This is a genomic window from Streptomyces sp. NPDC002104 (assembly GCF_053593795.1).
In genome coordinates this window covers 14,008-26,979 of the sequence record NZ_JBSFDF010000004.1, presented here as the reverse complement: position 1 = coordinate 26,979, position 12,972 = coordinate 14,008, and the positions used below count along the sequence as shown (strand labels likewise).

The window sequence follows — 12,972 nt, the reverse complement described above, 5'->3', positions numbered from 1 at the left end:
CGGGGGGTGGTGCGGGGTCCTGCGGGGGTGGAGCGGGATCCTGCGGGACGGCTCAGTGCGCGGACGCGAGCTTCGCGGCGGAGTCCGTGTCGACGCAGGCCTGGATGACCGGGTCGAGGTCTCCGTCGAGCACCTGGTCCAAGTTGTACGCCTTGAAGCCCGTCCGGTGGTCCGAGATCCGGTTTTCCGGATAGTTGTACGTACGGATCTTCTCGGAGCGGTCCACGGAGCGCACCTGGCTGCGGCGCACGTCGGAGGCCTCCTGCTCGGCGGCTTCCTGGGCGGCGGCCAGCAGGCGCGAGCGCAGGATGCGCATCGCCTGCTCCTTGTTCTGGAGCTGGCTCTTCTCGTTCTGGCAGGAGGCGACCACACCGGTCGGGATGTGCGTGATGCGCACGGCCGAGTCGGTGGTGTTGACGGACTGGCCGCCGGGGCCCGAGGAGCGGTACACGTCGATGCGCAGGTCGTTCATGTTGACCTCGACCTCCACCTCCTCGGCTTCCGGGGTGACGAGCACGCCGGCGGCGGAGGTGTGGATGCGGCCCTGGGACTCGGTGGCCGGCACGCGCTGGACGCGGTGCACGCCGCCCTCGTACTTCAGGCGGGCCCAGACGCCCTGGCCGGGCTCGGTGGCCCCGTTGCCGCCCTTGGTGCGGACGGAGACCTGGACGTCCTTGTAGCCGCCGAGCTCGGACTCGGTGGCGTCGATGATCTCGGTCTTCCAGCCCACGCGCTCGGCGTAGCGCAGGTACATGCGCAGCAGGTCGCCGGCGAACAGGGCCGACTCGTCGCCGCCCGCACCCGCCTTGACCTCGAGGAGCACGTCCTTGTCGTCGCTGGGGTCGCGCGGAACGAGCAGCAGGCGGAGCTTCTCGGTGAGCTCTTCGCGCTGTGCGGTCAGTTCCTTGACCTCGGCCACGAAGTCCGGGTCGTCGGCCGCGAACTCCTTCGCCGTCTCGATGTCCTCGGCGGACTGCTTCCAGGCACGGAAGGTCGCGACGATCGGGGTCAGCTCCGCGTAGCGCTTGTTCAGCTTGCGCGCGTTGGCCTGATCCGAGTGGACCGAAGGGTCGGCGAGCTTCTTCTCAAGATCGGCGTGCTCGCCGATCAGTTCCTCGACCGCCTCGAACATCGGGGGCTCCTGAAGATGGTGAATGTGAAGAAAAGGGCTGCGGGACGAGAAAGGCGCCGGTCCGGCTGCCCCCGTGCGAACAGGGTGCAGCCGGATCCCGGCGCCTGAGGCTCGCTACTTCTGTGCAGCCTTGCCGAAGCGGGCCTCGAAGCGGGCCACGCGGCCACCGGTGTCGAGGATCTTCTGCTTGCCCGTGTAGAACGGGTGGCACTCGGAGCAGACCTCGGCTCGGATGGAGCCCTCGGTCAGGGTGCTACGGGTGGTGAACGACGCGCCACAGGTGCAGCTGACCTGGGTCTCGACGTACTGGGGGTGAACATCGCGCTTCAAGGTGTCTCCTAGATTCGGGAGGGCGCCGGGTCGCAGGAGCCGAATTGCGCGCTGCGTGAACCGGGGCCGACAGACCAGTCTGCCAGGACCGGGCTGCCTGTCAAAATTCTGAGGACGCCTCCCTCAACGGCAGGGGGTGCCCATCTATTCCGCGGCCCGGCCGAACCCGTCCGACCCGGCGGTTCGGGCCGGTGGCCGGGCCCGGCTACCGGACGACCGTACCGGCGGTGCCCTTGTCGCCGGCCGAGTTCGCGGTGGCCTCGGCGGGGACCTGCCGGTCGGCCAGCAGGGCCTCCCAGACCATCTTCGACTCCTTGGTGAGCGGCACGACCCGGTTGGGGTCACGGGTGTCACCGGCCACCGGCAGGGTGATCATCTGCATGTTCTCGGGGCTGATGCCCTCCAGGCCCTGGGCGAAGCCCATGAGTGACTTCACGTCGCCGAGCGCCTTGTCCGTGGTGATCGCCTTGGTGGCGGTGTCGGCCACGTCGAGCAGCTTCTTCGGGTTGTCGAAGACGCCGATGCTCTCGACCTGCTTGATCAGCGCCTTGATGAAGGCCTGCTGGAGCTGTATTCGGCCCAGGTCGCCGCCGTCGCCGACGCCGTGGCGGGTACGGACGAGGCCGAGGGCCTGCTCCCCGCTCAGCCTGTTGGTCCCGGCGGGCAGGTTCAGGTGGCTGTAGTCGTCCTTGATCGGCTTGGTGGTCGTCACCTCGACGCCGCCGAGCTTGTCGATGATCTTCTTGAAGCCCGTGAAGTCGACTTCGAGGTAGTGGTCCATGCGGATCCCCGACATCTTCTCCACGGTCGCGACCGCGCAGGCGGCCCCGCCGACGGTGAAGGACTCGTTGAACATCTTGCGCGGGCCGCCCGGGTCGCTCTTGCCGCCCGGCAGCTTGCAGGAGGGGCGGGTCACGAGGGTGTCGCGGGGTATCGAGACGACGGTGGCCTTGGAGTGGCCCTCGTTGAGATGGACGATCATCGCCGTGTCGGAGCGTGCGGAGCCGCCGTCGTCCTGGCCGTACTCCCCGTTGGCGCCGCCGCGGGAGTCGGAGCCCAGGACGAGGATGTCCATCGAGCCGTTGTCCACGTCCTGCGGGCGGTCCGCGCCGAGGGCGGCGTCGATGTCGACCGTCTTGAGGTTGCCGTTGAACTTGACATAGAAGTAGCCGAGCCCGGCCCCGCCCAGGAGGACCACGCCGGCGGCGGTCCACGCGGCGATGGCGACGGCTCTGCGGCGCGGGGCCGGCTTCCGTCGGCGTCGGCCCGCGCGGGCCCTGCGGCCGCGGCCCCTGTTGTCCTGGCTCATGCTCTCCTCTGCCCGTCTGTGTGCGGCCCGGTTCCCCCGGTCCCCTCTGACAGAGACGGCCGGACGTCCCCCAGGGTTCCACGGCCGCCTGTGGGCCCCGTGTGCGTCCGGCCCCGTACGGAGCCCGCGCACGGCCGGGGCGCACACCCCGTGCCCCCGCGCCCGCCTGCGGTTTCCGCCGTGTGCGCGGGGGCGGCGCCCGGCGCCAGGCGGGGTACGGAGTGTGGCAAAGGTCGCACCCGCGCACGAAGCCCCGTAGACCGCTCGGACCCGCCTACGACGCGACCGCCCCCGTCGCGGAGGCGGCGGGGGCGGTCGTGGTCACGCAGGTGGTGCTCCGGGGAGACGTCAGTCGTCGTTCTTGCCCGACGGGGTCGTCTTCGCGATCTGCATGAGGAACTCGGCGTTCGACTTCGTCTGCTTCATCTTGTCGAGGAGCAGCTCGATGGCCTGCTGCGAGTCGAGCGCGTGCAGCACCCGGCGCAGCTTCCAGACGATGGCGAGCTCCTCGCTGTTGAGGAGGATCTCCTCCTTGCGGGTGCCCGAGGGGTCCACGTCCACGGCCGGGAAGATGCGCTTGTCGGCGAGCTTCCGGTCGAGCTTGAGCTCCATGTTGCCGGTGCCCTTGAACTCCTCGAAGATCACCTCGTCCATGCGCGAGCCGGTGTCGACCAGCGCGGTGGCCAGGATGGTCAGCGAGCCGCCGTCCTCGATGTTGCGCGCGGCACCGAAGAAGCGCTTCGGCGGGTAGAGCGCGGTCGAGTCGACACCACCGGACAGGATGCGGCCGGAGGCGGGGGCCGCGAGGTTGTACGCGCGTCCCAGGCGGGTGATGGAGTCCAGCAGGACGACCACGTCGTGACCGAGCTCGACGAGACGCTTGGCGCGCTCGATGGCCAGCTCGGCGACGGTGGTGTGGTCCTCGGCCGGGCGGTCGAAGGTCGAGGAGATGACCTCGCCCTTCACCGACCGCTGCATGTCGGTGACCTCTTCCGGACGCTCGTCGACCAGGACGACCATCAGGTGGCACTCGGGGTTGTTGACCGTGATCGCGTTGGCGATCGCCTGCATGATCATGGTCTTGCCGGTCTTCGGCGGGGCCACGATCAGACCGCGCTGGCCCTTACCGATCGGCGACACGAGGTCGATGATGCGGGTGGTCAGCACGCCCGGGTCGGTCTCCAGGCGGAGCCGGTCCTGCGGGTACAGGGGGGTCAGCTTCTGGAACTCCGGTCGGCCGCGGCCGGATTCGGGCGCCATGCCGTTGACGGAGTCCAGGCGCACGAGCGCGTTGAACTTCTCGCGGCGCTCGCCGTCCTTGGGCTGGCGGACGGCGCCGGTGGTGTGGTCGCCCTTGCGCAGACCGGCCTTGCGGACCTGGGCGAGGGAGACGTACACGTCGTTCGGGCCGGGCAGGTAGCCCGAGGTCCGGATGAACGCGTAGTTGTCGAGGATGTCCAGGATGCCCGCGACGGGGATCAGGACGTCGTCGTCGGCGACCGGGGTCTCGACCGGAGCGAACTCGTCGCGGCCGCGACGGCCACGGCGGTCGCGGTAGCGGCCGCGCCGGCCGCGGCGGCCGTCCTCGTCGAAGTCGTCCTGGGGGCCGTTGTCCTGACGGTCCCGGTCCTGACGGCCGCCCTGCTGGCCCTGGCCCTGACCCTGGCCGCGGCCGCCCTGCTGGCGGTCCTGACGGTCGGTCCGGTCCTGACGGCCGCCCTGCTGACCCTGGCCCTGGTTCTGGCCCTGGTTCTGGCCCTGGCCACCCTGACCGGCCTGGCCCTGACCCTGGGCGCCCTGGCCCTGGTCGTCGGCCTTGGCGCCGCGCTCACGGCGCTCGCGGCGGCCGTCGGCGCGGTCGTTGCCCCGCTCGCGGCGGTCGCGGCGGCCGCGGCCCTCGCCTTCCTGGCCCTGTGCGGGCTGGGCGGCGGGAGCGGTGGCGGCCTCGGCCTTCGCCTCGGCCTGTACGGCCGGAGCGGTGGTCTCGGGCTTCTGCTCCACCTGCACGGCGGCGGCGGGGGCCGAACCCTCGGGGCTGCCGGAGGGGGCGGTGGCACGCCGGCGGCGGCGCTCGCCGACCGGCGCGTCCTCGCTGGCGGGCTGGCCCGGGATGTCGATCTGGGCCTGCGTGGCGGTCTTCTCGGCGGGCGCCTCGGCGACGGCCTCGCCCGTACGGGCCTTGCTGGTGGCGCGGCGCTTCGGCTTGGTCTCGCCACTGTCGGCGGACGCGGCGGCCGGCGCGGAGGCCGCGGCCTTGGGGGCGCTGCTTCCCGCCTGCGCCTCCTTGATGACCTCGATCAGCTGGCCCTTGCGCATCCGCGCGGTGCCCCTGATGCCGAGGCCCGACGCGACCTGCTGGAGCTCGGCCAGGACCATGCCGTCAAGGCCGGTGCCGGAGCGGCGGCGCTTGGTCGGCGCGGCGCCCTCGGCGGGGGCACTGGTGTCGACGTTGGTGTCGGCAGCGCCCATCAGATCGGTGGTGTCGCTCACGAAGGGTCCTTCCCTGGAGCGGACGTCGGCCTGTCTGGCTCGGCGACCGGTTGTGCTGTCCGACAACAGTCCGTGACCTGGTGAGGCGTGGACTGCGGCCGGGGCGGTGGTCCGCCGATAGAGATACGGCGGAGAGAAACGTGCATGTGCGTGGGTGGTTCCGGCGAGAAGCCCCCGAGCTGGAAGCGTGGGAATGTCACGCCGATTCCGGAGCGTGCCCGAAACTGCTGGCAGCGATCAAAGCAGTCGGGGAGGCTCCCGGAAGAAAGGTGGTCCCTGATAGGGACACTGAGCACCAAGCCATGGCGGCTTCGGATGCGCACTTGAGACTAACACTACCGGATCCAACAGACATTCCCCCTCTCCATCACCGGCTATAGAGCCCATCCGCGCAAGTTCGCACGGGCTCCGCGCGGGCGGCCTGCCCTGGCCGCCCGCCCCCGGCCGGCTGTGTCCTGCATTGCGCGGATCAGCCGCCCTGGGTTCCCAGCGGAAGTACGCTCGCGCCCGCTGCGTCGAGTGCCAGCCGGTTGGCCGCCCACCCCTCGCCCGCGAGCCGTGCGACCTTGTCGGCCGCACCGTTGTCGACCAGCGCGAGGACCGTGGGGCCCGCGCCGGAGATCACCGCGGGGATGCCGTCCGCCCGCAGCCGGGCCACGAGCGCCACGCTCTCGGGCATCGCCGGGGACCGGTACTCCTGGTGGAGACGGTCCTCGGTGGCCGGCAGCAGGAACTCGGGACGCCTGGTCAGGGCCTCCACGAGCAGACCCGCGCGGCCCGCGTTGACGGCCGCGTCCACGTGCGGGACGGTGCGCGGCAGCAGGCCGCGCGCGGTCTCGGTCAGGACGGGCTTGGAGGGCACGAAGACCACCGGAACGATGGAATCGGCGGGCTCCATGCGGATCGCCTTGGCGCTGCCGCCGTCCATCCACGCGAGGGTGAAGCCGCCGAGCAGACAGGCGGCGACGTTGTCGGGGTGGCCCTCGATCTCGGTGGCGAGCTCCAGCAGCGCCGTGTCGTCGAGCTTGGCCTCTCCGCCTATGGTCACGGCTCGGGCGGCCACGATGCCCGCGCAGATGGCGGCGGAGGAGGACCCGAGGCCGCGGCCGTGCGGGATGCGGTTGGCGCAGACGACTTCGAGGCCGCGCGGCTGGCCGCCCAGCAGGTCGAAGGCGGTGCGCATGGAACGCACGAGGAGGTGGCTCTCGTCCCGGGGAAGGGTGTCGGCACCTTCGCCCGCGATGTCGATGTTCAGGCCGGAATCGGCCACGCGTACGACGACGTCGTCGTAGAGCCCCAAGGCCAGCCCGAAGGCGTCGAAGCCCGGGCCGAGGTTGGCACTGCTGGCGGGAACGCGCACCCGTACGGCGGCGGCGCGGAAGGCGGGACCGGCCATCTTCCGATGACACTCCTTGTGACTGTGCGAGACGGGATCTTCGCTGGCTCGCTGTGAATGTACTGGAGAACGTACGACACCCGAAGGCCCTGTGGGCAGCACCGCGGTCATATGCGCGGCGGCGGATGTAAGTACAGCCTATCGAAGGAAGGTTCTTCTCCGACATAGGGCGCACAGCAGGCGCACGATGCGTGTCGCGGGCTCCCCCCGGACGTGTCGGGTTTCCACCGGGACATCTGCGGGGTTTCCGTGGCCTTTTGTGCCGTACGGGCCCGAGTTGCCGGATTCCTCAGCCTTCGAAAGACTTCCGGAATCCGGCGACTCGGTTACTGCGGGTCCTGCGGTACTGCGGTTACTGCTGCACTGCGGGTCCTGCGGTTCTGCGGTCACTGCGGTTCTGCGGTTGCTACTGCACTGCGGGTCCTGCGGTCACTGCCGTCCCCGCGGTGCTTCCCGGATCGGATCAGGCGAGACCGAGGCGGATCGCGGCGGCCTCGGCGTCGACCGGAATGGTGATCGGCTGCGGAGCGCCGGCGACGGCCCAGTCGGGGTCCTTCAGGCCGTTGCCGGTGACGGTGCACACGATCTTCTGGCCGGGGTCGACCAGACCGAGCTCGGCGGCCTTGAGCAGACCGGCCACGGACGCGGCCGAGGCGGGCTCGACGAAGACGCCCTCCTGCGCGGCCAACAGGCGGTAGGCGGCCAGGATCTGGCGGTCCGTCACCTCGTCGATGAAGCCGCCCGACTCGTCCCGCGCCTGCAGGGCGTAGTCCCACGAGGCCGGGTTGCCGATGCGGATCGCGGTGGCGATGGTGTGCGGCTCCTTGACGACCTCGCCGCGCACGATCGGCGCGGAGCCGGAAGCCTGGAAACCCCACACGCGGGGCGTACGGGAGGCCAGGCCATCGGCCTTGTACTCCTTGAAGCCCTTCCAGTACGCGGTGATGTTGCCGGCGTTGCCGACGGGCAGCACGTGGATGTCGGGGGCGTCGCCGAGCGCGTCCACGATCTCGAACGCGGCCGTCTTCTGGCCCTCGATGCGTACCGGGTTGACGGAATTGACCAGCGCCACCGGGTAGTTGTCGGACAGCGCGCGGGCCAGGTCCAGGCAGTCGTCGAAGTTGCCGTCGACCTGAAGGATCTTGGCGCCGTGCACGAGCGCCTGGCCCATCTTGCCCAGAGCGATCTTGCCGCGGGGCACGAGGACGGCGCAGACCATCCCGGCGCGCACCGCGTAGGCGGCGGCGGAGGCCGAGGTGTTGCCCGTGGAGGCGCAGATGACGGCCTTGGCGCCGTCCTCCTTGGCCTTGGTGATCGCCATGGTCATGCCGCGGTCCTTGAAGGACCCCGTGGGGTTGGCCCCCTCGACCTTGAGGTGTACCTCGCAGCCGGTGCGCTCGGAGAGCACCTGGGCGGGGACGAGGGGAGTGCCGCCCTCGCGGAGCGTGACCACCGGAGTCGCGGCCGTGACCGGCAGGCGGTCCCGGTACTCCTCGATGATGCCGCGCCACTGGTGGGTGCGATTGCTGCTCATGGGTCCTTACTCCCCTTCAACACGCATGATGCTGGCCACACCGCGGACGGTGTCCAGCTTCCGTAGCGCCTCGACGGTCCCGGAGAGGGCGGCGTCGGGCGCACGGTGAGTGACGACGACGAGGGAGGCCTCGCCGTCCTTTCCCTGCTGGCGGACGGTGTCGATGGAGACACCGTGCTCCGCGAAGGTGGTCGCCACCTGGGCGAGGACGCCCGGCTTGTCCGCCACATCGAGGCTGATGTGGTAGCGGGTGACGACATCCCCCATGGGGCTGACCGGCAGCTGGGTGTATGCCGACTCGCCCGGCCCCTTTGCCTCGGCGAGCTTGTTGCGGCAGACGGCGACGAGGTCGCCGAGTACCGCCGACGCGGTCGGTGCACCGCCCGCGCCGGGCCCGTAGAACATGAGCCGCCCGGCGGCCTCCGCCTCGACGAAGACGGCGTTGTACGCCTCGCGGACGGACGCGAGCGGGTGGGTCAGCGGGATCATCGCCGGGTGGACGCGGGCGGTGACGGACTCGCCGTCGGCGGCGCGCTCCAGGATGGCGAGGAGCTTGATGGTGCAGCCCATGCGCTTGGCGGACGCGAAGTCGGCGGAGCTGACCTCGGTCATGCCCTCGCGGTAGACGTCGTCGAGGCGGACCCGGGTGTGGAAGGCGATGCCGGCCAGGATCGCGGCCTTGGCGGCGGCGTCGTAGCCCTCCACGTCGGCCGTGGGGTCGGCCTCGGCGTACCCGAGGGCGGTGGCCTCGTCGAGGGCCTCCTGGTACCCGGCGCCGGTGGAGTCCATCTTGTCGAGGATGAAGTTCGTCGTGCCGTTGACGATGCCCATCACCCGGTTGATCTTGTCGCCGGCGAGGGACTCGCGCAGCGGACGGACCAGCGGGATGGCGCCGGCGACGGCGGCCTCGTAGTACAGGTCCAGCCCGGCGGCCTCGGCGGCGGCGTGCAGCGCGGCGCCGTCCTGGGCGAGCAGCGCCTTGTTCGCCGAGACGACCGAGATGCCGTGCTCGAAGGCGGTGGTGATCAGGGCGCGGGCCGGCTCGATGCCGCCGATGACCTCGATCGCCACGTCGATGTCACCGCGTTTGAGCAGCGCGGTCGCATCGGTGGTGACCAGGTCCGGGTCGATGCCCTCGCGCACCTTGGAGGGGCGGCGCACGGCGACGCCCGCGAGCTCGACGGGTGCGCCGATCCTGGCCGTCAGGTCGTCGGCGTGCGTCGTCATGATGCGGGCAACTTCCGAGCCGACCACTCCACAGCCCAGCAGCGCCACCTTCAGCGGACGCGTACGCATCATTCGACCTACGCCTTTCGATCTTCACAGCAGTACCTGTTGCGCGGTTTGCACCCCAGGTGTGAACCAGTCTCACTCAATGGACAACAGTTTCCACCCTCGGTCCATTGAGTGAGACACCTATTCCGAGGTCCGGGGGGTGTCCCCCAGAAGAATGCGCATCAGCCGACGTCGAGGCGCAGGAGATCTTCCTCCGTCTCCCGGCGGACGATCACGCGCGCCTCTCCGTCCCGCACGGCGACGACCGGCGGGCGGAGCACGTGGTTGTAGTTGCTCGCCATGGAACGGCAGTACGCGCCGGTCGCCGGGACCGCGAGGAGGTCCCCGGGGGCGATGTCGGCGGGCAGGAACGCGTCCTTGACCACGATGTCGCCGCTCTCGCAGTGCTTGCCCACGACGCGCACGAGCATGGGCTCGGCGTCGGAGGTACGGGAGACGAGGCTGACCGAGTACTCGGCGTCGTAGAGGGCCGTCCGGATGTTGTCGGACATCCCGCCGTCGACGGAGACGTAGGTCCGCAGGCCCTCCAGCGGCTTGACCGTGCCCACCTCGTACAGGGTGAAGGCGGTCGGGCCGACGATCGCCCGTCCGGGTTCCACGGAGATCCGCGGGGCACGCAGGCCGGACGCCTCGCACTCGCGGGCGACGATCTCGTGCAGGGCCTTGGCGATCTCGTGCGGCTCGCGCGGGTCGTCGGCGGAGGTGTAGGCGATGCCCAGTCCGCCGCCGAGGTCGATCTCGGGCAGCTCGACCCCGTGCTCGTCGCGCACGGCGGCCAGCAGCCGCACCACGCGCTTGGCGGAGACCTCGAAGCCGGCCATGTCGAAGATCTGCGAGCCGATGTGGGAGTGGACGCCGAGCAGCTCCAGGCTGTCGTGCCCCAGCGCGCGCCGTACGGCCTCGGCGGCCGATCCGTCGGCGACGGCGATCCCGAACTTCTGGTCCTCGTGCGCGGTGGCGATGAACTCGTGGGTGTGCGCCTCCACGCCCACGGTGACGCGGATCTGCACGGGCTGGCGCACGCCGAGCTCGCGGGCGATGTGCGCGACGCGGGCGATCTCCTGGAAGGAGTCGAGCACGATCCGGCCGACGCCGGCCTCGATGGCGCGGGTGATCTCGCTCGTCGACTTGTTGTTGCCGTGGAAGGCGATCCGGGCGGCCGGCATCCCGGCGGCGAGCGCGGTGGCGAGCTCCCCGCCGGAGCAGACGTCGAGGTTGAGCCCCTCTTCCCGGAGCCACTTCACGACGGCCTTGGAGAGGAACGCCTTGCCGGCGTAGAAGACGTCGGCGTCCGGCCCGAAGGCGTGCGCCCAGGCGCGGCAGCGCGCCCGGAAGTCCTCCTCGTCGAGGAAGTAGGCGGGGGTCCCGAACTCCTCGGCGAGACGGGTCACTTCGATCCCGCCGACGGTGACGACCCCCTCGGCGTTGCGGCCGACCGTCCGTGCCCAGACCTTCTCGTCGAGCACGTTGAGGTCGGCGGCCGGCGGGGAGTAGTGGCCCTCGGGCAGGACGTCGGCGTGGCGGGGCCCTGCGGGGTGTGCGGAACGGCTCATCTCAGCATTCTCTCTTCGCAAATCATCCGGATCGCACGCGAATCACATCGGATCACATACGTATCGCAGGCATCACAGGTGGTCGGGCGCGTCTACGCCGAGCAGGGCCAGGCCGCCGGCCAGCACCGTCCCGGCGGCTTCGGCGAGGGCCAGCCGGGCACGGTGGGCGGCCGAGGGTTTCTCGTCCCCCTGGGGCAGGACGTGGTACTGGAAGTCGAGCAGGGCGTCGGCCAGCACGACGAGCTGCCGTACGAGCCGCTCGGGCGCACGGTGGTGCGCGGCGGCTTCGAGTACGAGGGGCTGGTCGAGCAGGGCCGCGAAGAGCGCGGCGGAGCCGGGCACCTCTCCCGGCTCCCCGGGCTCGCTCCGGAACCCGAGCTGCCGGGCATTGCGCGTGAGCGCCCGCGCCCGGGCGTGGGCGTAGCGCACCCGGAAGAACTCGCTCGACTCGTCCTGGACGAGCAGCGACGCGGGAAACACCGGGGTCTCGGGCCCGGGCACGGACAGCATCGCCCAGACGGCGGCGTCGGCCCCGTACCGGGCGAGGACGTCCCCGTCCCGCCGGGCCACGGGGGCAACACCCGTCAGCCCGGCACCAACATCCGAGACCTGCCCCTGACTCCGTCCGATCCGCCGCACGGCGGCGTGCACGACACGCTCGCGCAGCATCCCGCCGGGCACGTCGGCGAACCGGTCGGCGAACCGGTCGGCCAACCCAGGGTCAGGCTCCCCGTAAACCTCCCCCGGCCGGAAGCCGTAGGCCGCCCCGCTTTCCCGAATTCTCCGTACGTACTCCCCCACGTCCCGCTCGGCGAGTACGAAGTTCAGGAACCCGGCGCCGGTGATCTCCACGCTCGCGATCCCGGGCAGCCCGGCCAGCCGCGGAGCCAGCACCTCGGCCACCGCACGGGGCGCGAGTCCGGCCCCTTTCCCCACCCCGAACGCGACGGGCGAGGCGTAGTCCCCCACACCGCCGGGCCGGGTCCGCTCGACGACGACCCGCTCGGGCACGACCACACCGGCGGGCAGCCCCCCGTCCGCGACGGCGCTGCGCAGGGCGCGCACGACGGAACGGGAAAGGTCGACGGGGGTGGTCACGTGACCAGCCTAGGGGAGAAGCCCCCACGTCACGCGAAGGGTTTCGCCATGTGAAATACGGCCTGCGACGGATGACCCCGAAGGGGGGTCATCCTCTTCCTCTGCCGGCGGGGGCACCCTTCCGCTCCCTCCGGTCGCGGCGCTCGATGAGCCGGCGCACGACCCGCACCAGCTCCGCGGGCTCGAAGGGCTTGGCGAGAAAGGCGTCCACACCGGCGGCGATCCCGGCCTCGACCTCGGCTTGCGTACAGGCGCTCACGATCGCAACGGGCAGATGCCGCGTCCTCGGGTCGGCCCGCAACTGCGCGGCGGCCCCGAACCCGTCCAGACGAGGCATGACCACATCAAGGGTGATCGCATCGGGCAGCACATGATGAACGACGTCCAGGCACTCGGCACCATCGTTCGCGGTCACGACCTCGAAGCCCTCCAGCTCGAGATTGACCCTGATCAGCTGCCGGATGACCTTGTTGTCGTCGACAACAAGCACCCGGCCCGAGGCGCCTGACACAACTCGAGAGTAGGTCCGCCCCGGCCCCCGCGTCCGGCTTTTTGCCACTTCCACCCCGTCCGAGCGACCCACGCCCCCCTCCCCCGGAATCCGTTCCTGATCACCGTCCGGAAGCTGGTAGTGTTCAACCCGTCGCCGCAACACCAGCGACAGCGCCCCCGTAGCTCAGGGGATAGAGCAACGGCCTCCGGAGCCGTGTGCGCAGGTTCGAATCCTGCCGGGGGCACTTCGCAAGGAGTGCCCAAGACCCCGCCATCAGCGAGTTCGCTGAGACGGGGTCTTCGCGTATGTCCGGTGCCGGGTGGTCGGGAGCAGCTGCGGGG

The 12,972-nt window shown here is 70.8% G+C and carries 10 protein-coding genes and 1 tRNA gene; 1 reads left to right on the top strand and 10 read right to left on the bottom strand.

Translation table 11 applies throughout. The features are described from left to right. Nucleotides 1-52 precede the first annotated feature (52 nt). The 10 genes from prfA to ACWCP2_RS04910 form a co-directional block, all read right to left on the bottom strand. Nucleotides 53-1,132: a peptide chain release factor 1 gene (prfA, locus tag ACWCP2_RS04955; RefSeq protein ID WP_266881142.1), complete on the bottom strand. Its 1,080-nt coding sequence runs from the start codon at nucleotides 1,130-1,132 to the stop codon at nucleotides 53-55. Nucleotides 1,133-1,246: 114 nt separating this feature from the next. Then, complete coding sequence (gene rpmE / locus ACWCP2_RS04950) at nucleotides 1,247-1,462, bottom strand: 50S ribosomal protein L31 (RefSeq protein ID WP_112448418.1); 216 nt, start codon at nucleotides 1,460-1,462, stop codon at nucleotides 1,247-1,249. Nucleotides 1,463-1,667: 205 nt separating this feature from the next. Next, nucleotides 1,668-2,771: an LCP family protein gene (locus ACWCP2_RS04945; RefSeq protein ID WP_450907179.1), complete on the bottom strand. Its 1,104-nt coding sequence runs from the start codon at nucleotides 2,769-2,771 to the stop codon at nucleotides 1,668-1,670. Nucleotides 2,772-3,119: 348 nt separating this feature from the next. Next, the gene (gene rho, locus ACWCP2_RS04940; protein WP_450907178.1) at nucleotides 3,120-5,261 is read right to left on the bottom strand and encodes a transcription termination factor Rho; all 2,142 of its coding nucleotides are present in this window, start codon (nucleotides 5,259-5,261) and stop codon (nucleotides 3,120-3,122) included. Nucleotides 5,262-5,730: 469 nt separating this feature from the next. Continuing rightward, complete coding sequence (thrB, locus tag ACWCP2_RS04935; RefSeq protein ID WP_243336217.1) at nucleotides 5,731-6,657, bottom strand: homoserine kinase; 927 nt, start codon at nucleotides 6,655-6,657, stop codon at nucleotides 5,731-5,733. 463 nt (nucleotides 6,658-7,120) lie between these two features. Continuing rightward, nucleotides 7,121-8,191, bottom strand: a complete 1,071-nt coding sequence (gene thrC / locus ACWCP2_RS04930; RefSeq protein WP_450907177.1) for a threonine synthase — start codon at nucleotides 8,189-8,191, stop codon at nucleotides 7,121-7,123. 6 nt (nucleotides 8,192-8,197) lie between these two features. Further along, nucleotides 8,198-9,487, bottom strand: a complete 1,290-nt coding sequence (locus ACWCP2_RS04925; protein WP_450907364.1) for a homoserine dehydrogenase — start codon at nucleotides 9,485-9,487, stop codon at nucleotides 8,198-8,200. 161 nt (nucleotides 9,488-9,648) lie between these two features. Continuing rightward, a complete protein-coding gene (lysA, locus tag ACWCP2_RS04920) occupies nucleotides 9,649-11,040 on the bottom strand; it encodes a diaminopimelate decarboxylase (protein ID WP_450907176.1) in 1,392 nt (463 codons plus the stop codon). Between the two features lie 72 nt (nucleotides 11,041-11,112). Then, on the bottom strand, nucleotides 11,113-12,138 hold the full coding sequence (gene nrtL / locus ACWCP2_RS04915; protein ID WP_450907175.1) for an ArgS-related anticodon-binding protein NrtL: 1,026 nt from the start codon (nucleotides 12,136-12,138) through the stop codon (nucleotides 11,113-11,115). Between the two features lie 88 nt (nucleotides 12,139-12,226). Then, nucleotides 12,227-12,703 carry a response regulator gene (locus ACWCP2_RS04910; protein ID WP_450907363.1) on the bottom strand — a complete coding sequence of 159 codons (477 nt, stop codon included), beginning with the start codon at nucleotides 12,701-12,703 and terminating at the stop codon, nucleotides 12,227-12,229. A 100-nt stretch (nucleotides 12,704-12,803) separates the two neighbouring features. Here ACWCP2_RS04910 and ACWCP2_RS04905 point away from each other — a divergent pair. After that, nucleotides 12,804-12,875: transfer RNA gene (locus ACWCP2_RS04905), tRNA-Arg, on the top strand. Nucleotides 12,876-12,972 lie beyond the last annotated feature (97 nt).